Annotated in this window: 22 protein-coding genes, 1 tRNA gene and 1 pseudogene; 14 read left to right on the forward strand and 10 right to left on the reverse strand. The window is 40.1% G+C overall.

What is annotated here, in order from left to right; translation table 11 throughout:
• Positions 1-106: 106 nt before the first annotated feature.
• Entirely contained in the window at positions 107-934 is an 828-nt protein-coding gene (gene map / locus LXF01_RS05530; RefSeq protein WP_078191991.1) for a type I methionyl aminopeptidase, read from the reverse strand.
• A gap of 207 nt (positions 935-1,141) precedes the next feature.
• Between map and rpsB the strand changes: the two genes are divergently transcribed.
• The 3 genes from rpsB (at position 1,142) to LXF01_RS05545 (ending at position 3,590) form a co-directional block, all read left to right on the forward strand.
• Positions 1,142-1,888: a 30S ribosomal protein S2 gene (gene rpsB / locus LXF01_RS05535; RefSeq protein ID WP_078190314.1), complete on the forward strand. Its 747-nt coding sequence runs from the start codon at positions 1,142-1,144 to the stop codon at positions 1,886-1,888.
• Positions 1,889-2,030: 142 nt separating this feature from the next.
• The gene (gene tsf, locus LXF01_RS05540; protein ID WP_180066391.1) at positions 2,031-2,906 is read left to right on the forward strand and encodes a translation elongation factor Ts; all 876 of its coding nucleotides are present in this window, start codon (positions 2,031-2,033) and stop codon (positions 2,904-2,906) included.
• 174 nt (positions 2,907-3,080) lie between these two features.
• Positions 3,081-3,590, forward strand: a complete 510-nt coding sequence (locus LXF01_RS05545; RefSeq protein ID WP_233945154.1) for a DUF3465 domain-containing protein — start codon at positions 3,081-3,083, stop codon at positions 3,588-3,590.
• A gap of 253 nt (positions 3,591-3,843) precedes the next feature.
• Here LXF01_RS05545 and LXF01_RS05550 read toward each other — a convergent pair whose 3' ends face one another.
• The 7 genes from LXF01_RS05550 to LXF01_RS05580 form a co-directional block, all read right to left on the reverse strand.
• Complete coding sequence (locus LXF01_RS05550) at positions 3,844-4,299, reverse strand: Mpo1 family 2-hydroxy fatty acid dioxygenase (RefSeq protein WP_233945155.1); 456 nt, start codon at positions 4,297-4,299, stop codon at positions 3,844-3,846.
• A gap of 152 nt (positions 4,300-4,451) precedes the next feature.
• Complete coding sequence (locus tag LXF01_RS05555) at positions 4,452-5,066, reverse strand: septal ring lytic transglycosylase RlpA family protein (protein WP_078190310.1); 615 nt, start codon at positions 5,064-5,066, stop codon at positions 4,452-4,454.
• A 286-nt stretch (positions 5,067-5,352) separates the two neighbouring features.
• On the reverse strand, positions 5,353-6,354 hold the full coding sequence (mltB, locus tag LXF01_RS05560; protein WP_078191987.1) for a lytic murein transglycosylase B: 1,002 nt from the start codon (positions 6,352-6,354) through the stop codon (positions 5,353-5,355).
• 788 nt (positions 6,355-7,142) lie between these two features.
• Entirely contained in the window at positions 7,143-7,793 is a 651-nt protein-coding gene (locus tag LXF01_RS05565) for a hypothetical protein (RefSeq protein ID WP_078191986.1), read from the reverse strand.
• Positions 7,794-7,810: 17 nt separating this feature from the next.
• Entirely contained in the window at positions 7,811-8,629 is an 819-nt protein-coding gene (queF, locus tag LXF01_RS05570; protein WP_180007650.1) for an NADPH-dependent 7-cyano-7-deazaguanine reductase QueF, read from the reverse strand.
• Entirely contained in the window at positions 8,629-9,402 is a 774-nt protein-coding gene (locus tag LXF01_RS05575; protein WP_078190306.1) for an ABC transporter permease, read from the reverse strand. The genes queF and LXF01_RS05575 overlap by 1 nt, the downstream gene beginning before the upstream one ends.
• Entirely contained in the window at positions 9,399-10,334 is a 936-nt protein-coding gene (locus LXF01_RS05580; protein WP_233945156.1) for an ABC transporter ATP-binding protein, read from the reverse strand. Before LXF01_RS05580 ends, LXF01_RS05575 begins: the two co-directional genes overlap by 4 nt.
• Positions 10,335-10,522: 188 nt before the next feature.
• Between LXF01_RS05580 and LXF01_RS05585 the strand changes: the two genes are divergently transcribed.
• The 6 genes and pseudogenes from LXF01_RS05585 to LXF01_RS05610 all read left to right on the forward strand — a co-directional run bounded on the left by LXF01_RS05585 (position 10,523) and on the right by LXF01_RS05610 (position 18,428).
• Positions 10,523-10,598: transfer RNA gene (locus LXF01_RS05585), tRNA-Arg, on the forward strand.
• A gap of 469 nt (positions 10,599-11,067) precedes the next feature.
• Positions 11,068-12,882: an allophanate hydrolase gene (gene atzF / locus LXF01_RS05590; RefSeq protein WP_233945427.1), complete on the forward strand. Its 1,815-nt coding sequence runs from the start codon at positions 11,068-11,070 to the stop codon at positions 12,880-12,882.
• A 19-nt stretch (positions 12,883-12,901) separates the two neighbouring features.
• On the forward strand, positions 12,902-16,501 hold the full coding sequence (gene uca, locus LXF01_RS05595) for an urea carboxylase (RefSeq protein WP_233945157.1): 3,600 nt from the start codon (positions 12,902-12,904) through the stop codon (positions 16,499-16,501).
• A 2-nt stretch (positions 16,502-16,503) separates the two neighbouring features.
• Complete coding sequence (locus tag LXF01_RS05600; RefSeq protein ID WP_233945158.1) at positions 16,504-17,193, forward strand: GntR family transcriptional regulator; 690 nt, start codon at positions 16,504-16,506, stop codon at positions 17,191-17,193.
• Between the two features lie 159 nt (positions 17,194-17,352).
• Positions 17,353-17,754, forward strand: a pseudogene (locus LXF01_RS05605) (guanosine-3',5'-bis(diphosphate) 3'-pyrophosphohydrolase); the annotation flags it as partial.
• A 536-nt stretch (positions 17,755-18,290) separates the two neighbouring features.
• Entirely contained in the window at positions 18,291-18,428 is a 138-nt protein-coding gene (locus LXF01_RS05610) for a hypothetical protein (protein WP_180040818.1), read from the forward strand.
• 30 nt (positions 18,429-18,458) lie between these two features.
• Here LXF01_RS05610 and LXF01_RS05615 read toward each other — a convergent pair whose 3' ends face one another.
• Both LXF01_RS05615 and LXF01_RS05620 read right to left on the reverse strand, forming a co-directional pair.
• Positions 18,459-19,154 (reverse strand): pirin family protein, encoded by a 696-nt coding sequence (locus LXF01_RS05615; protein ID WP_233945159.1) that lies wholly within the window; start codon positions 19,152-19,154, stop codon positions 18,459-18,461.
• Positions 19,155-19,345: 191 nt separating this feature from the next.
• The gene (locus tag LXF01_RS05620) at positions 19,346-20,566 is read right to left on the reverse strand and encodes a L,D-transpeptidase family protein (RefSeq protein WP_233945160.1); all 1,221 of its coding nucleotides are present in this window, start codon (positions 20,564-20,566) and stop codon (positions 19,346-19,348) included.
• Between the two features lie 205 nt (positions 20,567-20,771).
• On the opposite strand from LXF01_RS05620, the gene hemE reads away from it, so the two are divergent.
• The 5 genes from hemE to LXF01_RS05645 all read left to right on the forward strand — a co-directional run bounded on the left by hemE (position 20,772) and on the right by LXF01_RS05645 (position 26,751).
• Positions 20,772-21,842 carry a uroporphyrinogen decarboxylase gene (hemE, locus tag LXF01_RS05625; protein ID WP_078191978.1) on the forward strand — a complete coding sequence of 357 codons (1,071 nt, stop codon included), beginning with the start codon at positions 20,772-20,774 and terminating at the stop codon, positions 21,840-21,842.
• Between the two features lie 40 nt (positions 21,843-21,882).
• Positions 21,883-22,674 (forward strand): DUF817 family protein, encoded by a 792-nt coding sequence (locus tag LXF01_RS05630; protein ID WP_233945428.1) that lies wholly within the window; start codon positions 21,883-21,885, stop codon positions 22,672-22,674.
• Positions 22,675-22,824: 150 nt separating this feature from the next.
• Positions 22,825-23,295, forward strand: a complete 471-nt coding sequence (locus LXF01_RS05635) for a DUF3015 family protein (protein ID WP_078190276.1) — start codon at positions 22,825-22,827, stop codon at positions 23,293-23,295.
• Positions 23,296-23,372: 77 nt separating this feature from the next.
• Positions 23,373-25,277, forward strand: coding sequence for an Lnb N-terminal periplasmic domain-containing protein (locus tag LXF01_RS05640; RefSeq protein WP_233945161.1), 1,905 nt, complete (start codon positions 23,373-23,375; stop codon positions 25,275-25,277).
• A 106-nt stretch (positions 25,278-25,383) separates the two neighbouring features.
• Positions 25,384-26,751: a diguanylate cyclase gene (locus LXF01_RS05645; RefSeq protein ID WP_233945162.1), complete on the forward strand. Its 1,368-nt coding sequence runs from the start codon at positions 25,384-25,386 to the stop codon at positions 26,749-26,751.
• Positions 26,752-26,771: the final 20 nt, after the last annotated feature.

The following is a 26,771-nucleotide window of genomic DNA, read 5'->3' on the forward strand; positions in this document are numbered from 1 at the left end:
TCAAATTTTATGGAAAAATCTTAAAGTCACGGATAAAAAAGGGCATAAAAAAGGCCACAACCTGTGTGACCATTTTTAATAAAATTTTATACTTCAAATACTTTGCTTATTGAACAAAACGCGATAAATCTTCTTCAGGGCGAGCAGTTAGCACTTCTACACCATTTTTTGTTACAAGTAGCGTGTGTTCGTACTGTGCAGACAAGCTATGATCTTTAGTCACGACAGTCCATTTATCGCCAAGAAGTTTGGTTTTCCAGTCGCCACCATTCACCATTGGTTCGATGGTAAAGGTCATGCCTTCTTCTAAGATCATGCCTGTATTTGGTTGACCATAGTGTAAAACTTGTGGTTCGTCATGGAAAACGGTACCAATACCATGACCACAATATTCACGTACAACACCAAAACGTTCTGATTCAACATATTGTTGAATAGCATGGCCGATATCACCCATGGTTGCGCCTGGTTTTACCACCGCCATACCACGGTACATGGCTTCTTGGGCAACTTTGCATAAACGGTTCGCTAAAATAGATGTTTCACCACCCACGATATACATCATGTTGGTATCACCATGGTAACCATCTTTGATCACAGTGACATCGATGTTTAAGATGTCACCTTTTTTTAATTTTTTGCTTTCAGATGGAATACCGTGACACACCACATGGTTCACTGAAGTGCAGATAACGTGCTGAAATGCTGGACGACCCGGCGCAGCGCCATAACCTAAACATGCAGGAATAGCTTCTTGTTTATTGACAATATAGTCATGACAAATCGTATCAAGTTCTAGGGTAGTCACACCTGGAACAATATGCGGTTTGATCATATCCAAAACTTCTGCCGCCAGTCGACCCGCGACGCGCATTTTTTCAATTTCGTCAGGCGTTTTAATTAATCGACGTGGAGCTTCGTAAGTACTGTTCATGATCTCTAAAAACTTTTGGAAATTTGTATGTGACTATGGTATAAATAGCCGCCCATTTTATCAAATGCTTTTTCGTGAATATCTTTCACGAGCTTTGTGCGATGGGGCAATAAAATCCGCACATATATCGACACATTTCTCTGGGTGCCTTTTTAGGTGGAGAATGCGGGTATATGGAGGCCTAACCCAAACTTTAAGGTAAAGAAAATGGCAGATTACAACGTAAGCATGCGCGACCTTCTTCAAGCAGGCGCACACTTCGGTCACCAAACACGTTTTTGGAATCCAAAAATGCGCGAATACATCTTCGGCGCGCGCAACAAAATTCACATCATCAACCTTGAGCACACTGTTCCTGCGTTAAATGATGCTTTGAACTTTGCTAACAACTTGGCTAGCAAAAAGAACAAAGTTTTGTTCGTTGGTACAAAACGTGCAGCTTCTGCAATCATTCGTGAACAAGCTCAACGTGCAGGTCAACCATATGTTGATCACCGTTGGTTGGGTGGTATGTTGACTAACTGGAAAACTCTTCGCCAGTCAATCAACCGTCTAAAAGACCTTCAAACTCAATCTACTGACGGTACTTTCGCTAAACTTACTAAACGTGAAGCTTTAGAACGTACTCGTGAGATGGAAAAACTTGAACGCGCTCTTGGCGGCGTTAAAAACATGGGTGGTTTACCTGACGCATTATTCGTAATCGATGTTGATCACGAAGCAATTGCAATTAAAGAAGCTAAAAACCTTGGTATTCCTGTTATCGGTATCGTTGATACAAACTCTAACCCAGACAACGTAGACTACGTTATTCCTGGTAACGACGATGCGATCCGTGCAGTTACTCTTTACGCTTCTGCTATGGCTGATGCGATTCTTGCTGGTAAAGAATATGCTCAATCACAAGCAAATGCACAAGCTAAAGGCGAAGAAGCTCCTGCTTCTGAGGCTTAATGCGTTTGACGTAAGCTTGTCATTTTTGCGACACGTGATGGTGGCAAAGTAAGCGTCATGTATGCAGACGGCCCAAGAGACAGCTCTGGGCCGTTTCTGTTCTAAAAAAGAATTCATTTTCTACCGTATTTAGGAGATTAACATGACTGCAGTTACAGCAAGCATGGTTAAAGAATTGCGCGATCGTACTGGTCTTGCAATGATGGAATGTAAAAAAGCATTAACAGAAGCGGGCGGTGACATCGAATTAGCGATCGACAACCTTCGTAAATCTGGTCAAGCTAAAGCTGCTAAAAAAGCAGGTAACATTGCTGCTGACGGCGCGATCACTATCGCTCAAGAAGGTAATAAAGCAATCCTTTTAGAAGTGAACTGTCAAACTGACTTCGTTGCTAAAGACGAAAACTTTGCTGGTTTCTCTGCTAAAGTTGCTGCTGCTGCGCTTGCTGCTGGTGTAACTGACGTTGCTCAAATTGCTGAATTGAAACTTGAAGATGGTGCTACTGTTGAAGAAGCTCGTATTGCGCTTGTTCAAAAAATCGGTGAAAACATCCAAGTACGTCGTGCTCAAATCGTTGAAGGCGACAACCTTGCAGTTTACAAACACGGTTTAAAAATCGGTGTTGTAGTTGCATATGCTGGTGATGCTGAAACTGGTAAAGGTTTGGCTATGCACATCGCTGCATTTAACCCAGTTGCTGTAAACGAAGCTGGCGTATCTGCTGAACTTATCGCTAAAGAAAAAGAAATTGCTGAAGCGAAAGCAATTGAATCTGGTAAACCAGCAAACATCGTTGAAAAAATGGTAACTGGTTCAGTTCAGAAATACTTGAACGAAGTTGTTCTTGAGAACCAAATGTACGTTATCGACAACGATAAGAAAGTTGCAGAAGTTCTTAAAGCAACTGGTACTACTGTTGCTAACTTCGTACGTTTCGAAGTGGGTGAAGGTATTGAGAAAAAAGCTGAACTTTCTTTCGCTGAAGAAGTTGCTGCTGCTCAAGCTGCTGCAAAATAATCTCTGATTATTTGTAGAAAAAAGCCCTCGTTTTTGAGGGCTTTTTTTATGGCTGTAGCTTTGCATAGTTCAAAGTAATTTTGACTTTGTGTCGTGTACATTCTTGTTTATAAATTCTATTTTTATCCATATTAATGACTATAATGAGTTAAAAATTTAGATTTAAACTTAGTTATGGCAAACAAAACAAACTTAACCATCGGCGGAATTATTGTTGCGCTTGCAGCAGCTTATTTCGGAATAGATTTACAACAACAAAAAACTGCACAGGTTCAGACGACAGCTGAACAAAACTCACAGCCACAAATAGAATCAGTACAAACAGTAGATGTTCATCAAAAAGGGCAGAGTGCTGAAGATATTATTGCGCATGCATTTAAAAATAAACTCAGTAATGTTCAGGTTGAGGGTGCGGGTCAAGTGAAAGCGGTACTTCGAGATGATAATGAAGGTAGCCGACATCAAAAGTTCATTTTGACCTTAAATAATGGTCAAACGCTTTTAGTCGCACATAATATTGATCTTGCTCCACGAATTGACGACTTGCAAAAAGGCGATACAGTTCAATTTTACGGTGAATATGAATATTCAGATCAGGGTGGTGTGATGCACTGGACACATCACGATCCGAATGGACGTCATCAAGATGGTTGGTTAAAGCATCAAGGTAAAACCTATCAATAAAAATCACGTAGTCGTTTTTAACTTTAGTTATTTAAATGATCATGATTCAGATGAAGCTATCAACATAAAATTGGATTAGCCATATTGAGTAAAAGCCAGTGTTTAAACACTGGCTTTTTGGTCGTATAAATAGAAAAAATGATTGGAAAAACCAAAGATAAATACACCTATAAACAATAGGGTTTTAAGCATCAAATATGAAGAAAACTGATGTGGAAGAAGTGAAAAAGAGATCTATGAAATTAATCATGCTTTAAATGCTCTTTATTTGCGATTTATGGCGTGTTTTCCAATTACTAAGTACTTTGCTTGCAAATGTGTCTAAACACCAAATAGGGCCAATGAGGAGGAATTGGAGATCTTTGAAAAAAGAGGGCTTTTTACCTTCAATTTTATGGCCATAAAATTGACCAATCCATGCGAATATAAAGAGCGCGATATAAAAGCCATATCCAACTGGTAACACCCAAATTAGCCATGCCATGATTAACGTTAACGCGGCCATTGCAACAGCAAGCACAATGTCTAAACGTGCGTAAAAGATAAATGCTAAGGTAAGTAAGACAGCAGTAAGTAGCGCGCTAAAATGTGCCAATATGCCAACGATTGAAAAATAAATCGTGGGTACGCAAATCCAGTGAATCATTTTATTGGTTTTATTTTGATGACTTTCGCTGTATTCATCAAACCACTCGTTGATTGTTTTCATGATAGTCCTTAATCATGGGGAAGGACTCCAATATAAACAAGAATGGAGGAAGGGTCAAAATTAGGATTACTGATGATTTGAAAGGCTAAGAGGCTACAAATAAAAAACCACGCTAGGCGTGGTCTGTTAAATGCAGTCACTTCATTGGAGAATTAAGAATTTGGACCGTCTACGCGCTCAATGCTCACATTTGCAGTGCCCGCACTGGTAATACCCAATTGCTTAGCAGCACCATAAGATAAATCAAGAACACGGTTACCATGGAATGGACCACGGTCATTTACTTTCACCACGACGCTTTTACCATTATTGCGATTCGTAACACGAATAAAGCAATTAAGTGGCAGGCTACGATGTGCTGCTGTAAGTGCGTTCATGTCAAACGTTTCACCGCTTGCTGTTTTACGACCGTGGAATTGACGACCGTACCAAGAAGCAGTACCTGTTTGAGTGAACTTACGAACAGTATTCGATGCAACTGTATTTAACTTTTCAATCACTGAAGGCTCATCTTCAGGAATTTCGATTTTAGCAGCGATTGTTTGACGACGAATTTTATCGCCAGAACGCTCAGTGATTGAAAGGCTACTTAAATTCGTAAAGTTTGAATTGAAGCTTTGAGCTTCTTTATTCAATACACGAGCTGCAAGACGAGAGTTGTCATTATCATGATTGAATGATGATGACTGAACCATCTCAGCTTGTGACTGACTTAGCGCAACTGCCGTGGCAACCGCTAAGGCATATTTAATAATTGATGACTGCATTGTTTATCTCCCAATGGCATATTTACTGGTTCAACTAAGTCGCTGATATCCATGTAAACACGTCTGATATTTCACTTTTGCAACTACATTTAACGAGATGGATAATATTCATGCCATCAATAGGCTGTCTAGTGTTTAATTAAAATACTTTGAAAATGTCTAAAAAATTAACAATATTTGGTTAATAAATAATCAATAATGTAACAAGGTGTGTAAAATGACGATTAAATGCTCATTTTGGTGAAAATATTTGTTGACTTTTTTGCTTTATAAGAAAAAACCAGTCTTATCGACTGGTAACTTCAGTGCCTAAAAGCCATAGTGCAGTCGCATACATACGGCTTTTGTTATAGGTTGTAATGACCTGAAAATTTGGATAAGTGATGTAATAAATTGGTCCATAACTATCTTGCAATTGGATGACATTGACTAAATCGAGATCATCGATTTTTACCAATGGATTCATAGGGGTTACACCTTGAGCCTTGAGTACACCATAGGGTGTTGGCTGGTTTAAATCCTTTGCAATAATAGCATCTGGGTTGTTTCCGCTATAGCGAGCAGCAAAAGCAATCGGTTGATTACGCTGCCAACCATAATTTGCTAAATAATTTGCAATTGAACCAATGGCATCGACAGCTGAATTACGCAGGTCAACATGACCATTGCCATCGTAGTCCACACCAAATTTTGGAATGTTACTTGGCATAAATTGAGGATAACCCACAGCACCTGCATATGAACCGACGACAGAGTTGGTTGGAACACCATCTTTATATGACCAAGCAATCAGTGCAGCAAGTTCATCTTGGAAATATTGCGCACGGCGTTCATAGCCAAAACCAAGGGTCGCCAAAGCATCACGGGTAATAAAATTACCTTTATTGCTGCCGTAGCCTGTTTCAACACCCAAAATGCCTAAAATCACGGATTGAGGCACACCAAATTGTTGTTCTGCACGATTTAAAGTGTCGGCATATTGATTTTTGAAGCGAACGCCGCGTTGAATTGTACTTTCAGCTAAAAAATTGGTTTTGTATTGGTACCAAGGCTTTGATTCACCAGGTCTATTCATAATGCTAATAATGTTGGGTAGGTTTTTACTGCCTTGCATTGCCCAATCAATTTGATTTTCACTCAGACCATAGGTTTGCATTGCATTTTGTTTAAAGCTTGCATATGCCGGATGAGATTGGAAGTCGTTAGCCTGACAAAAACTGGTCAGTGAAATTGAACCGGCCATAATGGCAATATGTGATAGTTTTTTATAAAAATTTCGATTTAGCATAAATAAAAAATTTCCAGTTGCTTTAGCGATGAGTATGAACAAAATTTCGAGGGGAAAAGATCCTGAAAATTGTGATGACCTTCTGGTTTCATAGCTCATTAAAGGTAAACGTTACCAATAGCAACTAAGATACCACTGACAACGCATGCTTTCATAAATAGATATACAAAAAAAGACAAAGCAAAGGGTTTTTTCGCAGTTAACATATTGAAAAGTGACATATTCATTTACATAACTTGCAAATATTCACAAATCATTTGAAATAAAGATGACTCTAAAACTCATGCGTCATAAAAACGCAGAACGAGTAAACTTTATCGCGTTGCGAAATACTGTTTAGAAGCTACAAAAGTTGCAATGTTATATCTAAAAATAAAGGGACAGGGTTAAAAAGGTACCGGTCTAAAACACCCATATGCAAGCAGTGGTTTATTCATTACATAGTTTTTGTTCGCCAGCGCTTCAATGCTGTTGAAAACGTCGCTATATATAGTAGAAATATAGACTGAATAATAAAAACGAAAGAGATTGAATATTAAAATGGACGCATTGAAATTTAAGCCAAAATGACGGCTCACATTAAAATATGATCTATATTCAGGTTCTTCCTGTTCTTTGTAGATTTTTAAAAATTGTGGATATCAATGTACTGTCTTTCTTTTAATAAAAATCTGTTCAATTCTAGAACTGTGTTTGCATGACTATATAGTCATTGTATCGGGATTCGATTTTATGGCTAAACGCATAAAAAAACCTAGCCAAAGCTAGGTTTTGACGAAAAGCGAGATTTATTTGTTAAACATCGCATCATGTGCTTCTGCAAGGGCACTTAGCTCTTCTTTGGTTAAATTTGGGAAAATCTTATCAATTGCAATATGAATAGCTTTAATCACAGCAGAAGAACCGATATCGGCTGCTTTACGTTTAATCATGCCTAAATCGAGAGTTTTATTAAAGTCATTCATAAAATGACGCACTGCAGCTTCAGCAAACTGTTTATACAGTTCACCAAAAGCAGCTTTATTTATATCTGCGCCCGATTTAATTTCCGCATAACTATTTTTAAGGTTAGTGACTAGTCCTGCATCTAAACTTAGACCTACACGATAAGTGCCAGTCGCGTCTTGAAATAAACTTCGTTCTGAAAATTCAATGGATTGTTTCACCACATCATTCGGAGATTTACCTAGTAGTTGCTTTAACAATACAGCGACTGTTGATTTGACATAGCCAGCCAGTTTTTCTGCTGTGTCGCGCTTATCGCTTGCAGGAAACAGATGAACAGGAGCTAATATAGTTGCACCAATGATTTCTTCATTAATCAGCAAAGCTGTTTTATCACGTAAAGGATAAAGTGGTTCACTCGAATTTTTTTTCGCGTGACCATTTTGGATACTGCTTAGAAGTTCCTCAGAAGGAATAAAACCAAAAAATGGCATCACTAACCTCAATTTTTTTATTGTCGCGCCAATCGAATGGGGCGAGGCATCCATGTTAAATCCGATACACGACAAGGGTTGATATCCAATCCACCACGGCGTGTATAGGCAGCATATACCATCAGCTGACTTGGTTTTAAATGTTGCCAAATATCGGCAAACATTTGCTCCACACATTGTTCGTGGAAACCATTATGCTGACGGTAAGAAATAATATAAGCCAGAATACTACGATAACAAGGCTTAGTACCTTTATACCGTATAAATACCGTTCCCCAATCAGGTTGACCCGTGACTGGACAGTTACTTCTTAATAAATGTGAATAAAGTTGAATTTCAACTTCTTCTTGCGCTGCATCTTCATCTAAAGAGAGTAAAGCTGCATTTGGATGATTTTCTAACTGGGTGGGTTCTAAGTCATCAATACAGATGCCTTGCGGTTTTGAAATTTCAACTTCATCAACATGAAATAGATCAATAGTCACAGCGGCATTGGCTGCAGCAGATAAGTCTTTTTCAACGGTTGCTTTAAACGCTGCCTGAGAATCAAATTTGGTAAAGTTCATACTATTAAAGTAGAGCTTTAAAGATTTCGATTCGATGAGGTTGTCTGAACTTGCAGGCAAAGTTAAACGGCCAATAGCGACTTGAGGCACACCAGAAGCATTTAACCAAGAAATTTCAAAAACATGCCACCAGTCTGTACCTTGGCGGATGCCTTCCACATGGGCATATTGTTCACGTGCAGTGGCACGTGCAATCGGAAACAGAATAGCAGGTTGATATTCTGTTGGGTAATTGGTGTCTTTGCCTAAAAGGGATTGTTCTACACTCATTATTCACGCATTCCTGAACCACGAGAAAGTAAATGATACGCCACGCCATAAAGTACAACGCAACATGCAGTAATAACTGTCAATGAAATGCCGACATTCACATCGCTATGACCTAAAATACCGTAGCGGAATGCATTGACCATATACACGACAGGGTTGATTAAAGAGAGATTTTGCCAAAAAGGACTCAGTGATGAGATGGCATAGAAAACACCGCCTAAATAAGTCAGCGGAGTCAGGACGAAAGTCGGGATAATCGAAATGTCGTCAAAAGATTTTGCATAAACAGCATTAATAAATCCGCCAAGAGAAAACAGCAGCGAAGTAATGAGAACTGTATATATAGTTACGAAGATATTGGTCAGGTGTAATTCAGTAAAAAATAGGCTCATCGCAGTGACAATAAAGCCGACTAAAACACCACGGCAAACACCACCGATCACATAACCCCAAAGCACCATGTGTAACGGCACTGGACTCATGATTAATTCTTCGATGCTTTTTTGAAATTTTGCACTAAAGAAACTGGATGACACATTGGCATAGCTGTTGGTAATGACCGCCATCATAATTAAGCCGGGCACGATGAACTGCATATAGCTAAAACCGCCCATTTGCCCAATGCGTGAACCGACTAAATTACCGAAAATCACAAAGTACAAACTCATGGTGATCGCCGGTGGAAGAAGGGTTTGCGGCCAAATACGCATGAAACGGCGAATTTCTTTATAAACTAAGGTGTAGAGGGCAATACACAGTTGGTTAAAATTCATTGTGCTGCACCTTCAAGATTTTTTTCGACCATACGGACAAACAGTTCTTCTAGTCGGTTAGATTTATTACGCATACTACGAACCTGAATACCTTGAGATTCCATGAGTTGGAATAGATCATTTAAGGTATGGGCTTTATCCATAGTGACCTCTAAAGTGACGGGGTCAACTAAGTTGAAACGAACACCAATAATTTCAATATGGATCGGTTCAATGGGTTCCGCCAAATCGAAAATGAAGGTTTCTTCATTCAACTGACTGAGGAAACCTTTCATGCTGGTGTCTTCTTTAATCACACCACGGTCAATAATTGCGATTCGACGACACAACATTTCTGCTTCTTCTAAATAGTGTGTCGTTAAAATAATAGACGTGCCTTTTTCGTTCATTTCAGTGAGGAAATCCCACATCGAACGGCGTAGCTCAATATCAACACCAGCAGTCGGCTCATCTAAAATCAGTAGTTTAGGTTCATGCATCATGGCACGAGCGATCATTAAACGGCGTTTCATACCGCCCGATAACATGCGTGCTTGGGTACTGCGTTTTTCCCAAAGACCAAGTTTTTCTAAATATTCCTCGGCACGTTTTTCTGCAATCTTTTTGGGAATGCCGTAATAGCCAGCTTGAGTCACTAAAATATCAAATGTTTTTTCAAATTGACCAAAGTTAAATTCTTGAGGGACAACGCCCAAACACTGCTTTGCATGCGAGGGATGGGTATCTAAATTATGGCCAAAGATTTCAACAGAACCTGAAGTTTTACGGGTAAGTGAACTGATAATACTAATCGTGGTTGATTTTCCTGCACCATTTGGACCTAAAAGTGCATAAAATTCACCTTCAGGTACTGTTAAATCAATACCTTTAAGCGCCTGAAACCCATTTTTATAGGTTTTTGACAGCTGCTTTAACGTTAGTGCATCAGTCATAAATAATTCACTCTATAAATAGTGTGAGTATTGTGCGATATCGGGGCAAATAAACCAAGTAAATCGTATGGAATTCTGCATTTTAAAAATAGAACGTTGTATAAAGCTTAAGCAGAAAAAAGCCTAACATCTATATAGTTGCTTTACCTTGCAGTTTTTTTTGTTATGATGTGCGCAATCCAAAATAAGCGCTCATAGCTCAACTGGATAGAGTACAGGTCTCCGAAGCCTGTGGCGTGGGTTCGAGTCCCGCTGAGCGCACCATTTTTTAGTTTTGATTGTTGAACTAAATTTTGCGAATCAATAGCTTTTATTATTACTACTTTTCTATTCAACCCGATCAATCTCAAAGCCCAATATTGCTTTAGCCATCATTGATGTATCTTTTTCTATATATAAAATTCAAAATATTTCTCAGTTCTTTTTATTCTAAGTTCAAAGTCATACAAAACATCTAAATTGAAAGCTTATAAAGAGTGAAAATAGAAAGTTCACTGTATTTATATCTGCATCTAAATGAAAAGAATCTATTGAAAACACGATTATAAAAGTCATGCACCAAAATAGTGGAGCTTGGAAACTTAATAGAACACTTATCGTTTTGTATTGCCTAAATAAAATAGGAAAACGATTGGTGTTTTGGTGTTAACATACTGAAAAATAACAAAAAATTAATTTTGGCATAATGTGTGCAATACAGTATTCAAACTTGGATACAAGAATGAGCACATCAATGAACTCAATAAAAACTTTAGGCTGGACTTTAGCGGAATGGAAAGCGGGCTACACGAATAACACAATTCAACTCGAAGACTTATATGCCTTGGTCGAGCAATTTGATTTTGCAGATCCAGCATGGATTTCCATTGCATCTATAGAGCAATTAACTGCGCAGATTGAAGCCTTAAAACAAAATGAAAATGCTGCGGCCTTACCTTTATTTGGTGTGCCTATTGCAGTGAAAGATAATATTGATGTGGTGGGTTTTGCATCGACGGCTGCCTTTAAATTATTTACCGAAATTAAAACTGAAGATGCCTTTGTGGTGCAACGCTTAAAACAAGCGGGTGCGATTATTGTAGGCAAAACCAATTTAGATCAATTTGCCACAGGATTGGTCGGTACACGTTCACCATTTGGTGCAGTGCCAAATACTTTTAATCCTGACTATGTAAGCGGTGGTTCAAGCTCTGGTTCAGGCAGTGTGGTGGCGCGTGGTTTAGTCCCGATTGCACTCGGTACAGATACAGCAGGCTCAGGACGAATTCCCGCAGCATTTAATAATATTGTTGGTTTAAAACCGACCAAAGGCCGCTTTTCAAATACAGGCTTATTGCCTGCGTGTAAAAGCTTAGATTGCATTTCAATTTTTGCCTTAACCGTCGCTGATGCGACTGCTGTGGCAGATGTTATGGAAGGTTTTGATGTAAGCGACAGCTATTCACGTGTGAATCCTGCAACAGCGCCTGCAACGTTCAGCGCACAATTAAAGTTAGCCATTCCAAAACAATTAGAATTTTTTTGCGATGCTCAATCGGCGGATGCATTTCAGCAAGCACTGACTAAATTAAAAAACTTAGGCGCAGAACTGACAGAAATTGATTTCAGCGCTTTTAGTCAATTGGCGAGACAACTTTACCAAGGGTCATGGGTCGCAGAGCGAACTGCTGCAGTTGCAGACTTATTAGAAACATCGGTACAAGACTTTGATCCAACAGTTTTAGAAATTATTCAAAAAGGGCAGCAGTACACTGCGGTGGATGCTTATAACGCCGAATATTTAAAGCAAGATTTGGCACGCCAAATTCAGCAAACCTTAGCGCAATTTGATGCTTTAGTGGTGCCAAGTTCGCCAACCATTCACACACTGGCTGAAATGGCAGAAGCGCCAATTGAAAATAATAGCCACTTTGGCACCTATACCAACTTTACTAATTTAGCTGACCTCAGTGCCATCGCTGTACCTACAGGCTTTCGTGCCGACGGGCTGCCTTTTGGAATCACATTCATTGCGCCGGCTTGGCACGATACGGCTCTAGCAGACTTTGCAGAAAAATGGCAAAACCACCTGCAATTACCGCTGGGTGCAGTAGCTAAAACATTGCCTGACGCAGCTTCAGTCATTTCTGCACCATCAGCACAGCATTTTCGTGTTGCTGTTGTAGGCGCACATCTCACAGGTATGCCACTCAATTTCCAACTGACAACACGCCAAGCCGTGCATGTTGAAACCACAACGACTTCTGCCGATTACGCCCTCTATGCACTGCCGGGCACAGTACCGCCGAAACCAGGTTTAGCGCGTCAGGAAGCGGGTCAAAAAATTATTGTCGAGCTTTGGGATATTCCAAAAGCACGCTTTGGTGAATTTGTCGCCGAAATTCCAACACCACTAGGTATGGGCAATGTCGAGCTTGCCGATGGACGTTGGGTGAAAGGCTTTATTTGTGAACCTTATGGCCTAAACGGTGCAAAAAATATCAGTGAATTTGGCGGCTGGCGCGCTTATATCCAATCACTGCAAGCAACAACAGCAAAATCAAATTAAAAAAATCGGGGAAATAATCATGTTTAAAACAGTTTTAATTGCAAACCGTGGTGAAATTGCTGTTCGTGCGATTCGTACTCTAAAAAAATTAGGTGTGAAATCTGTTGCCGTGTATTCAGAGACCGACCGTTATGCACAGCATGTGTTAGATGCAGATGTAGCGGTTTCACTTGAAGGTGTTAAACCTGCAGAAACTTATTTAAGTATTGAAAAATTGATTCAAGCAGCCAAACAAACTGGCGCTGAAGCAATATTTCCCGGTTATGGTTTTTTATCTGAAAGTGCCGACTTTGCCCGTGCATGTGAGGAAAATAACATTGCTTTTATGGGGCCAACGGCTGAACAAATTTTAGAGTTTGGTTTGAAGCATCGTGCACGTGAATTGGCTGCGGCCGCCAATGTACCCATGACACCAGGCACAGGTTTATTGGCAAGTTTGGATGAAGCACTCGCATCTGCTGCAGAGATTGGCTATCCAATCATGCTGAAAAGCACCGCAGGTGGTGGCGGAATTGGTTTAACCCGCTGTGATGATGAACAATCATTAAAAGATGCGTATGAAAGTGTAAAGCGTCTAGGCGAACAGTTCTTTAAAGATGCAGGGGTGTTTCTCGAACGTTTTGTCGATAAAGCCCGCCACGTAGAAGTACAAATTTTTGGTGATGGTTTAGGGCAAGTCGTTGCTTTTGGGGAGCGCGATTGTTCATTGCAGCGCCGTAACCAAAAAGTCGTTGAGGAAACACCTGCACCGCACTTACCAGAAGCAACACGTCAAAAATTGCACCGTGCTGCTGTAGAGCTTGGTCAATTGGTGAAATACCGCAGCGCAGGTACGGTTGAGTTTATCTATGATGCTGCCCGTGATGAAGTGTATTTCCTTGAAGTGAATACCCGTTTGCAGGTTGAACACCCAGTCACTGAAATGGTGACAGGATTAGATCTGATTGAATGCATGCTGAAAGTGGCGGCAGGTGATGCTTTAGATTGGGAAAAACTCAGCAATATTCAGCCCAATGGCGCTGCCATTGAAGTGCGGATTTATGCAGAAGATCCAGTGAAAAACTTCCAGCCAAGTCCTGGTGTACTCACGGATGTATATTTCCCTGAAGACATCCGTGTGGATACGTGGGTATCTACAGGCACAGAAATTTCACAATATTTTGACCCGATGATTGCCAAAATTATTGTGCATGCGGCAGACCGAGACAGTGCGATTGCTAAGTTAAAAATAGCCTTGGCGGAAACCCGCTTGAATGGCATCAGCACCAACTTAGACTATGCACATACCGTAGTTTCAGATGCACGCTTTGAAAATATGCAAATCTGGACACGTCTGCTGGATGATTTTAAATATGTGCCCAATGTAATTGAAGTGCTGCAACCGGGCACGCAAAGTTCGATTCAAGACTATCCGGGGCGTGTGGGCTATTGGGATATCGGCGTACCGCCATCAGGCCCGATGGATGATTATGCATTTCAGTTGGCCAATCAAATTGTCGGTAATTCAAAATCGGCAGCAGGTTTTGAATTTACCTTACAAGGACCAAGTCTTAAATTTCATGCCGACAGCATCGTAGCCTTAGCAGGTGCGCCATGCAGCGCGGCTCTAGATGGAGTAAATGTCGATTTTTGGCAGCCGATCAACATCAAAGCTGGGCAAACTTTGGTACTAGGACAAGTTGAATCGGGTTGCCGTACATATCTTGCAATCCGCAATGGGTTAAATGTACCTAAATATCTAGGCAGTCGTTCAACCTTTGCATTGGGTAATTTTGGCGGTCATGCAGGGCGAGTGCTGCGCGCAGGCGACATGATTAAAATGGTCAATCCTAGCCTGCCTTTGGATGGATTGGAAATTGCTACAGCAGCACCACAAGCTTTGGCAGCAGAGCGTATTCCAAGCTATGGCAAAGAATGGAAAATTGGCGTGCTGTATGGTCCGCATGGTGCACCCGATTTCTTTAAACCTGAATATATTGAAGAATTCTTTGCTTCAACATGGAATGTGCACTTTAATTCAAACCGTTTAGGTATTCGCCTAACAGGTCCGACACCAAGCTGGGCACGTGAAAATGGCGGTGAAGCAGGTTTACATCCATCCAATGTGCATGATTGTGAATATGCCATTGGGGCGATTAACTTCACTGGTGATTTCCCTGTGATTTTGGCTAAAGATGGCCCAAGCCTCGGTGGCTTTGTTTGCCCAGTCACGATTGCCAAAGCAGAACTTTGGAAGATTGGTCAACTGAAGGCAGATGACAGCATCAGTTTCTATCCAATGAGTGTGGAACAAGCCAATGCCTTGGAAGTTCAGCAAATTGCCGATATCCAAAACTTTGCCCAAGCACCTGAAAAGTCAGAGTTGGCAAATTTTGAATGCAAGCCAGAAGGGATATTGGCAGTGCGTGAAGCAGATGCGTATGCGCCGAAAGCTATATATCGTCAGGCAGGTGACAGTTACATCTTGCTGGAATATGGCGAAAACGTTCTCGACCTTGCATTGCGCTTACGCGTCTATCGTTTGATGCAACTCATTCGTGAGGCGAAGATTGATGGCATCTTAGAGCTTTCACCAGGTGTGCGTTCACTGCAAATTAAATATGATGGATTGCGTTTTAGCCAAGCGAATTTGATCCAGTTTTTATTGGGTCTCGAAAATGAGATGGGAGATTTGAGCCAAATCAAGATTCCATCCCGTATTATTCACTTGCCGATGGCATTTGAGGACTCGGCCACTTTAGGTGCTGTGGAACGTTATCAAGAAAGTGTCTGTGCCAAAGCGCCTTGGTTGCCAAATAACGTCGATTTCATTCAGCGCATTAATGGCTTAGACAGTCGTGAGCAAGTCAAAAACATTCTTTTTGATGCCAATTACTTAATTTTAGGTTTGGGCGATGTGTATTTAACTGCACCTTGTGCAGTGCCAATTGATCCGCGTCATCGTTTGCTCAGCTCGAAATATAACCCTGCACGTACTTTTACTGCAGAAGGCACAGTGGGTATTGGCGGTATGTACATGTGTATCTATGGCATGGACTCACCGGGCGGGTATCAGTTGATTGGCCGTACATTGCCTATTTGGAATAAGTTTAAAAAGAACAAGCAGTTTGGCGATCAGCAATGGTTCTTACGCTTCTTTGATCAAATTAAATATTATGAAGTCACTGAAGCTGAGCTTGATCAATTCCGTGCTGACTTTGCCAATGGCGTAGCTGAAATTAAAATTGAAGAAACAGAATTTGATTTTGCTGCTTATCAAACCTTTTTGGAAACAGAGAAGGACAATATTGCCGAATTTAAAGCGCAGCAGCAACAGGCATTTACTACTGAAGTTGAACGCTGGAAAGATGAGTTCGATGCACCTGCAGAAATGGAAATCCTGCAAGATGATACCGACTATAGCCAATTTGCAGCCTTGAATGCGTCGATGACTGGCAACATTTGGAAAATTTTTGTCGAAGCTGGACAGTCTGTGAAGAAAGGCGATACTGTAGCCATTATTGAAGCGATGAAAATGGAGCTTCCAGTCTATGCCGATGATGACGGTATAGTGAAAGCGATTATCTGCCGTGCAGGACAAACGGTACATAGCGGTGAACCGCTGGTTTATATGGAATAAACATGACCACAACCACCATTGTTGGGAAAAGCTCAGACAACTTGTCTGAGCTGGTTTTCCAAAAAATAAAAAACGATATTTTTGATTTTCAGCTCAAACCAGGTGCACGTTTTACCGAATCTGAAATTGCAGAATTGTATGAAGTAAGCCGCACACCCGTACGGCAAGCTTTATATCGTTTACAGCAAGATGGTTATGTGAGGGTGCATTTTCGTAGCGGTTGGGAAGTGAAGCCACTCAATTTTAAAGCCTACGAAGAACTGTACGATTTACGGATTTTGCTGGAATGCTATGCCATTGAGCAGCTTTGCAAAATGGATTCAGACCAGCTCAAACAGGCTTTACAAGACTTGGTAAATTTATGGTGTATTCCGCTTGAGCAGTATCTGCATGATTTAAAGACTTTATCGATGCAAGATGAAGCATTTCACTGTCAATTGGTTGAAGCAATTGGCAATAGTGAAATGGCGAAGGTGCATCGAGATGTCAGTGAGAAAATCCGTATTATTCGCCGTTTAGACTTTTCTAAAGATTATCGAATTGAAGCCACTTATGCAGAGCATCAACAGATTTTACAATTGATCCTTGGACATAATGTGATAGCGGCATTGGAGAAAATGCGCAGCCATATTCAGCAAAGTAAAGAAGAGGTGAAAAAAATTACTTTGGAAATGTTGGTACGAATGGCATAGAAGTATTTGCAAAAGATCTACCTCACGGAAGTCTTGGAAAACATGCATTTTATCGAGTCAAGTTGTGTCGTTCGGGTCGCGCTTAAAGCTAAAAATATCTGTATTCATTGGTTAATATGATGGAGAAAAATAAAAAAGACCACGAAGGGGAGATTCTTTATTTCAACTTTAGAAAACGCGATTTCTTTGGCGACTGAACGCCATTTCGGACAAGTCGATAAAGCGGGACAAGCCTATATTCAACATCCACTTCGTGTGATGCAAAATGTGCAGCATCTTGATGCTAAAATCGTCGCTGTATTACATGACATTTTAGAAGATACTGCGACAACGACGGAGGAGCTTAGTGCTATGGGTTTTCAAGCGCATATTATTGACGCGATACTGGCACTGACTAAAACAGCAGGTGAGAACCGATTTCAAGCTGCGCAGCGTACCGCTAAAAATGCAATTGCTTGTGAAGTAAAACTCAGTGATTTGTATGACAATATGGATTTATCGCGCTTAACTTCGGTCACAGCAAAAGATCGACGTCGTTATCAACAATATTTAAAAGTTAAACGTAGATTAGAGCGTGCTCGGAGCGTCCATTTACATCTGATCGATTTAAATCTAACAACAGATTATCCGAGATTTCAATTTCAAAGTTCACAGCAAAATTTTCAGTATCTGCTCAATGCGATGTTTGATCTAGAGCATTCATTAGGTGGCGTTCAGATTGGAAGTCCACAGGAGTGGTGGATTTTATTTGAAGATGTCAGCGCATATTTTGCATATTGCCAAAGAAAGGGAGTGGTTCCCAAGCAGGCAACATTCTTAAATTTAATTTTAACCATAGATCGAGACTATTTCGGGGGTATCTTTCAAACTGAACAAGATCGGCAATTATTTTTCTCTATGTTTAACGTGTTTATGCAAAATCATTTTTATCGCGTGGAAGCTGAAGGCTGATTAGATAGATTGCATCAGCAATAGAATAAAAACACCTTTGATTGATGAATTTTATCTAAATGTTGAGCTACTGAGCGTCATTTAAAAACATCTCAAAATGCTTGATTTCGAGATGTTTAAAGTGATTCCATCCATTGACATCTCCAATGAAACATGTGGCCATGCTTGCTGAACCTTATGCCTCAATCCTACATGGCATCATGGTGGCTGCTGGATTTATTATTCCGTCTTTAGTGTTGATGTGGTTATATAAACGCAGTGAACGCCTTAGCCAAGCTGCATAAAAAAAGCCCCCACATTTGAGGGCTTTTTCGTTATTTTACTTCGGGTAAATCAAACCAAATCACTTGAGCATCTTCAAGCGCTTCAATTTGGCTATCTTCTAAGAACGCAATTGCACCACCAGCTTCAACTTTATGTTCAGCAATTTTCACTGAGCCTGAAATGACATGCACATAGTTAATGTGTTGTGTTGTTTCAATGTCTAAAGATTGACCTTTAGAAATGACTGCTGTTTTCACTTCAGCTTGTTGGCGAATATGCATCGGTGCATTGTCATTCGGTCCAACAATTAAATGCCATTGATCTGGTTGATCACGTGGATCGCATTTAATTTGCTGATATGTCGGCTCTGCATCACGTTCGTTTGGAATGATCCAAATTTGCAATAAATGAACATCTTCATCACCTTGGTTCATTTCACTGTGACGAACACCAGTTCCCGCGCTCATCAGCTGCCATTCACCAGCAGAAATCCCACCATGATTACCCATACTGTCTTTATGGGTAATTGTACCTTTTAGCACGCAGGTTAAGATTTCCATATTGTCGTGCGGATGTTGACCAAAACCTTCATGCGCAGCAATTAAATCATCATTGATTACACGAAGAGCACTGATGCCCATATATTTAGGGTCATACCAGTTACCAAAAGAAAAACTGTGTTTAGACTCAAGCCAGCCCATTTTTACGTGACCACGGTTTTCACTTGGATGTAAAAAAGCATTCATGGCATTCATCCTTATCTTAATTATTGAACATATGCCTATTTTAGGATTGAACTAAATAGGGATATATAGTTTTTTAGCGACAATTCATCCTATTTTTGCAACGCTCAGCCAAGATTGAGTCTTTTGTTATGCATAAAGGCGCAACTATAAAAAAGCCTGCACGAAGCAGGCTTTTTTGAATATGACTAAAATTATTCTAAGAATTTAACAGTCACACCAGATTTCACTTTCTTACCTAAGTCATTTGCATCCCAGTTGGTCAAACGAATACAACCGTGTGACGCAGTTTTAGAGATAGCAGATGGGTTCGGTGTACCGTGAATACCGAATGATTTTTTGCTCAAGCCAATCCAGATATTACCAACAGGACCATTTGGACCAGGTGGTAAAGACAATGGTTTTCTGTTGTTGCCTTGAACAAAGTTAGACGGTGAGTAGCTGTACCAAGGGTTTGGTGCAACACCTGTTACTTTATATGTACCTGTAGGTGATGGTGTATCTGAACTACCAATCGTTGCCGGGAATGAACCGATCATTTGGTTGCGGTTATTAAACAAGTAAAGTTGTTTCGCGCCTTTATGTGCAACGATTAAGTGAATATCTTCAGGAACTTCGTTACGAATATTCGCAACTAAGATTTTTTCACCAGCTTTTTTAAATGTCGCTTTTGGATTCAACTTTTTCAAAAAGTCTTCGTCCATGTGGAATTTTTCACCCAACATTTCAGTCACACGTGTGTAGTACAAGCCTTTCATTTTTGCTTGTAATGCATAGTCGTGTGGAATTGATGCTGCATAAGGACCTTTCAAGTCTGCATCAGTCAACGTATATTCAATGAATGCAGGTTTAGAACCTTGTTTCGCAATCAGCGCATCCCAAGTTTCTTTGGTTAACGTTCCTGTAGGTTTCAACCCATTCATTTGTTGGAATGAAGCGATCGCCTTTAGGGTATTTTTACCACTGGTCCCATCAATTGCACCCGGTGAAGCATGTGCATTATTGAGCATGACATGCGCACGTGCATAAACAGGGAATTGACCTTTACCAATGTTGTCATACCACTGAGCATTATTTAGGTCATTTAAACCCCAAGCAACTTTGGCAGCAGGCGAAGTTGATGTTGGAGTTGTAGCAGTCGCTGTAGCAGGTGCAGCACCGATGTCGGCTTTAACATCTTCTGATTGTTGCAAGCTGTCTAAAGTTTGCGATGCTTGGTTCAGATCTTCTTGTTCTTGAGCGCTAATCTGGCTAGTTGCAGCTGAAGCTTCAGTCGCTAAAGGATCAATGGGATCCTGAACTGCAACATTAGTCACTTTTTTTGGCGTTAATGGTTGTTCAGCAGTAGATGCGGCAATAGCTGTACCAGCAAATATGCAACTTAGGCTCAGTGCGAGCATGGTGCGAACGAACATGTAATTCAACCTTAAGAATTATTCATTTACTGTGTATTAAAAACTGGCTAAGTATTACAGAAAAAAAGTGGAGATGCAGTAGTTGTTTTGTGTAAATATCATTTTTGGCACTCAACATGATCGGTTTTTAAATGCTTGAGAAGTTATTATATTTACAACCTTTTTGATATGATGATGCGAATATCGAATTAAGTTGGGAAAGTGAATGACGACCTTAAAAAATGATCGTTTCTTGCGTGCCTTATTACGTGAACCGGTAGATGCAACTCCGGTTTGGATGATGCGTCAGGCTGGCCGTTATTTACCAGAGTATCGTGAAACACGTGCCAAAGCAGGTGATTTCCTATCCCTTTGTAAAAATACAGAATTTGCTTGTGAAGTTACTTTACAACCTTTGCGTCGTTATGACTTAGACGCTGCCATTTTATTTTCAGACATTTTGACTGTACCTGATGCGTTGGGTTTAGGACTGTATTTTGAGGCAGGTGAAGGTCCGAAGTTTCATAAAACTGTACGTACCGAACAAGATGTACTGAATTTACCTAAGTTTAATGCCAAATCTGACCTAGATTATGTCATGAATGCAGTGACTACGATTCGTTCAGCATTGGGCGGACAAGTCCCATTGATTGGTTTCTCAGGCAGTCCTTGGACACTGGCAACCTATATGGTGGAAGGCGGTTCAAGCAAAGATTTCCGTTTTACGAAACAAATGATGTATGCACAACCTGAAGTGTTGCATGCCTTATTAGACCGTTTAGCTGTGGCAGTGACTGAATATCTCAATGCGCAGATTGATGCAGGTGCCCAAGCTGTACAAATCTTTGATAGTTGGGGTGGGGCATTAGCACACCGTGAATACATCGAATTTTCACTAAACTACATGCAAAAAATCGTGGCAGGTTTACAGCGTGAAAAAGATGGACGCAAGGTTCCTGTGATTTTGTTTACCAAAGGTGGTGGTCAATGGTTAGAGCCAATGATTGCAACGGGTGCAGATGCTTTTGGTTTAGATTGGACTACGCCATTAAATGTAGCACGTCAAACAGTCGCAGGCCGTGCAGCATTGCAAGGTAACTTAGACCCAGCAACATTATATGGTTCGCCTGAAGCAATCGCGAAAGCGACGCGTGCCATGTTAGATGACGCATATGCAAACGGTGAAAAAACCGGTTATGTGGCGAACTTAGGTCATGGTATTACTCAATGGGTAGATCCAGCCAATCCAAAAGCCTTTATTGATACGGTACACGAATATAGTGCCAAGTATTTATAAGGCTTTAGGGAAATAGGTTTAGGATTCAACCGTGGTCAAGATTATAAAATCATGTTTTGAGTTCTCTTATAAGGCAGCTTCGGCTGCCTTATTTGGGATATTACTGCTGATCGCTTTTGCATTAACTGCAGCAATGGGAAGTCAGGAATATTTTGGCTTTTTCCGTTATGATTATTTATTGTTTTATGCACTGATCATTCAAGTGTGTTTACTCTACCTTAAACTCGAGTCTTGGGCGGAAGCCAAAGTCATAGCACTGTTTCATATCCTTGCAATGGGGATGGAAATATTTCTGACCCATCCACACATTGCCTCATGGCAATATCCGCAGCCTGCGATTTTCAAATTGCTGACTGTGCCATTGTTTGCAGGTTTCATGTATTCGGCGGTGGGGAGTTTCTTTGCACGTTCGCTACGTCTATATCAAGTGTCGTTCAGTAACTTACCGCGTTTTTGCAATATGCTGTGCTTAGCCGTTTTGTCATATCTTAATTTTATGACCAAATTTTTTGTGCCAGATATTCGTATGTTTTTGTTTGCTTGGAGTGTGGTGATCTTTTGGAAAACCAAGCTCAGTTTTCAATTACAAAATCATGTGATTCAGTTGCCGATGTTACCAGTACTGTTGATTTTGGCATTTTTGATTTGGATCGCAGAAAATATCAGTACTTTCTATCAAATTTGGTTATATCCAAGTCAGGTCGATGCATGGCATATGGTCGGTTGGGGGAAACTCGGTTCTTGGTATTTGTTGCTATTACTCAGTTTGGTTTTAGTGCTCAAAATTCTTGGAAAACGTGATGAAAATGGTACTTGGTTGCTCAAAAAATAGTGAAAAAGAACGTATTATTTTTAGCCAAGAGTTTTAGATGAAAATGTTTTGCCTTATCTGAAAGATCAAGTTAATCTACAGGTGTGTAATCAAAACTACACATGTTTTAATAATTAAAAACAATGGAATAAAATTCCCTGGAGAAGTGCTATGTTAAAAAAATTAGCTTTAGTTGCAGTCGTTGCACTAGGTTCTACAGCTGCTTTTGCTGACCGTGACGTAGGTTGTGGTGTTGGTTCTCAAGTTTGGGCTGGTCAATCAGGTAAAATTCCTAAAATTTTAGCTGCGACTACCAACGGTATTTTTACTAACCAGTTACTTGGTATCACCTTTGGTACTTTAGGTTGTAGCGGTACAGGTACAGTGACTGCTCAAGCAGTAACATTTACCAATGAAAATGCAGAATCACTTGCTCGTGATATGGCGGTTGGTCAAGGTGAGAGCCTGAATGTTTTGGCTGAGCTTTTAAACATCCAATCAACAGATAAAGCACGTTTCTTTGCTGTGTCTAAAGCAAATTTTGCTGAAATCTATTCAGCTGAAAACCAGTCTTCTCTACAAGTACTTGCTTCATTACAAAGCGTAATGGCGAAAGATGAAGTACTTAAAGCATACGTTTAATCGATGCTTTTAAAACCCTGTCTCTCGGCAGGGTTTTTTATTATCTAATATATAAAAATGGATTTGAATATAACTGAATGAAATCAATTGCTTTATTTTGTACTTTTATGATTCCGAGCATCTTATATGCTCAGCAAGTTGTAGATCCAAACCTCTCTAAAACCGTAGAGCTACAGCGATATATTGAACTTGCACAATCAAAAAAACTGTCTGAACACATCAGTTGGCAACGACTTTTATATACAGATCATAAAGGACAAAGTGAAGTTGCTTTTTCAGGTTACTTTCTAGCTGAAAATGGCCGTCACAATGCCCAAGCCGAATTAGAGGCAGATGTCGCTGCACTATTTCAAACCGCTGAACCTAATCAAGCCTTTCGTTGTCGTTTCCCTGCGCGTAGTCAGTGGCTGATGCAAGAGTTATCCATCCGTTCAGAGCAGTTACCTGTGGTGAGCTGCCCTGAGTTTGATGAATGGTTTGGAAAAATTAAGCCGTATAAAGCAACATTAATCTACGCCACAGACTTTATGGGTAATCCAAGTTCTATGTTTGGACATACCTTATTGCGTCTCGATCCGAAAGATCAAAAAGAACTAAATTTGGTGTCCTATGCCATTAACTATGCAGCGACAGTTGCAGGTGAAGATAACTGGTCTTATGCATGGAAAGGCTTAACAGGGCAGTATCCTGGTGAATATTCATTGATGCCGTACTACCGTAAAGTGAAAGAATATGGTGATTTTGAAAGTCGTGATTTGTGGGAATATGAGCTAGCACTAACCGAGCAAGAAACCAGTTATTTGGTTAAACATATTTGGGAAATGCAAAATGTAAGTTTTCCATATTATTTCGCCAGCGATAACTGTGCCTATCGATTATTGGGCTTAATGGATTTGGTTCGCCCGACACTGAATTTAACCGAAAAATTTAAAGTTGCTTCCATTCCCGTTGAGACGATCAAAGCGATCAATGATGAACAACTGATTCAAGCAGCGGTTTATCGTCCTGCATTAGAAACGCAGCTTTTGTCACAAGCGCAGCAACATGGATATCGTTTAGCACGCGAAGCGCATAAGCTCGCTGAAATTGAACCTGAGAACATGTCGACTGCACTCGCTCAGTTTAATGAAGTAGAGCAAGCGAAAATATTAGAAATGGCGTACGACCATCTGTATTTATTACTGATTGGGAGAAAGGTGAGTGCGGAAGAAACGCAGCCTAAATTACGTCAAATCTTGGCCTTACGTAGTCAATCTTCGCAACCAAAACAACGGACTGAACCTAAGCAGCCAAGTCTAGACCCAGTCAATGGACATCATGCGCGAAATTTTTCAGCTACATTAGGTGAAGTTCAAGGTGAAAAGTATATCGAACTTGGTCATCGTCAGGCTTATCATGATTTGATCGATCCGCAAGGTGGCTTTCGGATTGGTACGCAGTTGATGTTTTGGGATGGCTCGATCCAATATCGAGACGACCAACTCAAACTCAATCATTTTGATTTTTTATCGGTCAATTCTTACAACCCCATTACGCCATTTAAAACACCGCTAAGCTGGGGTTTCAATTTTGGCTGGCAGCAAGTGTCTGTAGATGCAGGTCAATTTAGCGAAACGAAACAACATGGCGTTGCTGAATTCAAAGCACAATCTGGATATAGCTGGGCCAATCAGGAACGTACACATTTGTGTTATGTGCAGTCTCAAATGCAGGTGCAGGGCGGTAAGTCTCTAGATGATGGATGGCGAGTGGGCCTTGGGCCGACACTGGGTTGCCAAAATATTTGGTCAGAAAAACTCAACAGTTTGGTTCAGGCAGAGCTTCCGTATTGGGAAGATACACATCAATGGAATCTGAAACTCGATGCTGAATTACAATATATCATCAACCAACAAAATGCTTTAAGACTAGGATACGAATACCAGCAACAAGATGATCAAGATTGGAATAAATTGAAATTGAGTTATGTATTTTTCTATTAATTTTTAAGATAGATAAAATGTGAAATATCAAATAAATTTGTTTTTTTATGTAAGTAAAGCAAGGTATGATTGCTAACTTTGTAATCGCTGTGGTTTGTGTCACCGAATGAATCAAGAATGTATTACAGGTCTAAGTCAGACTTGGAAAGATATTTGTGATCAATATACTGAAAATGAACATCTTGCAGCTTTGCAATTTATCCAGAAGCATGTTGAGCATTTAGTTACTGTTTTTTATGAAAAAATGTCGAGAGAACCAGCGTCAGCTGAATTTTTTAAAGACGATATTATTCAAAAAAGGCTCATCGACACCTTAAGAAAATGGTTATTAGAAACATTTAATGTTGCACTAAATAATGATTTTGAAATTTCGGTTAAAAGGCAGCAAAAAGTTGGAATGGTGCATGCGCGTGTCGGCATTCCGTCATGGTTGATTATGCGTGGTGTACGTGAAATAGAACGTAAAATATTTGAAATTTTAGAGCTAAACCAAACTCAAAATATTCTCCATATGTGTAGTTATATTGTGCAAATTATGGGATTTAGCACTGAAATTATGTGCCGATCTTATGAGATCAATACGGAAAAAAAGCAAGAAACCAAGCATAATTATCGCTTATTTTCAGCGATGCAAGATGTTGCAGTGCATAAAGATAAACAACGTGGTTCATTGCTCAATTGGGAAAATGAATTGATGTTTAAAATCTTTTCGGGAAATGTCAGTTTTTATCATTCCTTACTTTCAAAATCAGAATTTGGATTGTGGTTTATTCATAAAGCGGCATATGCTTTTTCGGGTTCAGATCAAGTTCAATTAATTATTGATCGAATTTATCAAGTGGATGAGCTAACGCAGCAAACCACACAAATAACGGATAAAGATGAACTGCAACATTTGATTCAACAGATTCGAGACTTAAATCGTGAAATTCAGCATTTAGTCGATCAATTATTTCAGGTGGCTGAATATATTGAGTCAGGCAATGATTCTTTGACGCAACTCCTAAACCGTCGTTATCTTAGTACTATTATTTCACGTGAAATTACTTTTGCACGTCAAAATCAAACGCCTTTGTCTTTGCTAGCCTTTGACGCAGATTACTTTAAAATGATCAATGATAAGTTTGGTCATGCGGCAGGTGATCTTGCACTGAAATTTATTGCCGAAGCTTTGCAGCGTTACAGCCAAGGTAGCGATTATGCATTCCGTATTGGTGGCGAAGAGTTCTTGTTACTCTTGGTGGACACCAATGTAAACCGTGCGATGAAAGTTGCAGAAAATATTCGCCAATATATTGAAAACGGAGTGATCCGAACAGTACAAGGTCAGCAATTTAGTTTAACCGTTAGCGTTGGTTGTGTGCAGTATAATGGTCATCCTGACTATCAACGTTTACTAGATGCTGCCGATATAGCACTCTATGCTGCCAAGAATACAGGTCGTAACCGTATTTACGTTGCTAAAACTGATTAGCAAACAAGATCATCTTCATC

This window comes from Acinetobacter sp. SH20PTE14, assembly GCF_021391555.1.
Lineage (GTDB): Bacteria > Pseudomonadota > Gammaproteobacteria > Pseudomonadales > Moraxellaceae > Acinetobacter > Acinetobacter amyesii.

Excerpts from the sequence above, each read along its gene's own strand:
- map (WP_078191991.1), bottom strand. The coding sequence starts at position 934 with ATGAACAGTACTTACGAAGCTCCACGTCGATTAATTAAAACGCCTGAC.
- rpsB (WP_078190314.1), top strand. The coding sequence starts at position 1,142 with ATGGCAGATTACAACGTAAGCATGCGCGACCTTCTTCAAGCAGGCGCA.
- tsf (WP_180066391.1), top strand. The coding sequence starts at position 2,031 with ATGACTGCAGTTACAGCAAGCATGGTTAAAGAATTGCGCGATCGTACT.
- LXF01_RS05545 (WP_233945154.1), top strand. The coding sequence starts at position 3,081 with ATGGCAAACAAAACAAACTTAACCATCGGCGGAATTATTGTTGCGCTT.
- LXF01_RS05550 (WP_233945155.1), bottom strand. The coding sequence starts at position 4,299 with ATGAAAACAATCAACGAGTGGTTTGATGAATACAGCGAAAGTCATCAA.
- LXF01_RS05555 (WP_078190310.1), bottom strand. The coding sequence starts at position 5,066 with ATGCAGTCATCAATTATTAAATATGCCTTAGCGGTTGCCACGGCAGTT.
- mltB (WP_078191987.1), bottom strand. The coding sequence starts at position 6,354 with ATGCTAAATCGAAATTTTTATAAAAAACTATCACATATTGCCATTATG.
- LXF01_RS05565 (WP_078191986.1), bottom strand. The coding sequence starts at position 7,793 with ATGCCATTTTTTGGTTTTATTCCTTCTGAGGAACTTCTAAGCAGTATC.
- queF (WP_180007650.1), bottom strand. The coding sequence starts at position 8,629 with ATGAGTGTAGAACAATCCCTTTTAGGCAAAGACACCAATTACCCAACA.
- LXF01_RS05575 (WP_078190306.1), bottom strand. The coding sequence starts at position 9,402 with ATGAATTTTAACCAACTGTGTATTGCCCTCTACACCTTAGTTTATAAA.
- LXF01_RS05580 (WP_233945156.1), bottom strand. The coding sequence starts at position 10,334 with ATGACTGATGCACTAACGTTAAAGCAGCTGTCAAAAACCTATAAAAAT.
- atzF (WP_233945427.1), top strand. The coding sequence starts at position 11,068 with ATGAACTCAATAAAAACTTTAGGCTGGACTTTAGCGGAATGGAAAGCG.
- uca (WP_233945157.1), top strand. The coding sequence starts at position 12,902 with ATGTTTAAAACAGTTTTAATTGCAAACCGTGGTGAAATTGCTGTTCGT.
- LXF01_RS05600 (WP_233945158.1), top strand. The coding sequence starts at position 16,504 with ATGACCACAACCACCATTGTTGGGAAAAGCTCAGACAACTTGTCTGAG.
- LXF01_RS05610 (WP_180040818.1), top strand. The coding sequence starts at position 18,291 with ATGAAACATGTGGCCATGCTTGCTGAACCTTATGCCTCAATCCTACAT.
- LXF01_RS05615 (WP_233945159.1), bottom strand. The coding sequence starts at position 19,154 with ATGAATGCTTTTTTACATCCAAGTGAAAACCGTGGTCACGTAAAAATG.
- LXF01_RS05620 (WP_233945160.1), bottom strand. The coding sequence starts at position 20,566 with ATGTTCGTTCGCACCATGCTCGCACTGAGCCTAAGTTGCATATTTGCT.
- hemE (WP_078191978.1), top strand. The coding sequence starts at position 20,772 with ATGACGACCTTAAAAAATGATCGTTTCTTGCGTGCCTTATTACGTGAA.
- LXF01_RS05635 (WP_078190276.1), top strand. The coding sequence starts at position 22,825 with ATGTTAAAAAAATTAGCTTTAGTTGCAGTCGTTGCACTAGGTTCTACA.
- LXF01_RS05640 (WP_233945161.1), top strand. The coding sequence starts at position 23,373 with ATGAAATCAATTGCTTTATTTTGTACTTTTATGATTCCGAGCATCTTA.
- LXF01_RS05645 (WP_233945162.1), top strand. The coding sequence starts at position 25,384 with ATGAATCAAGAATGTATTACAGGTCTAAGTCAGACTTGGAAAGATATT.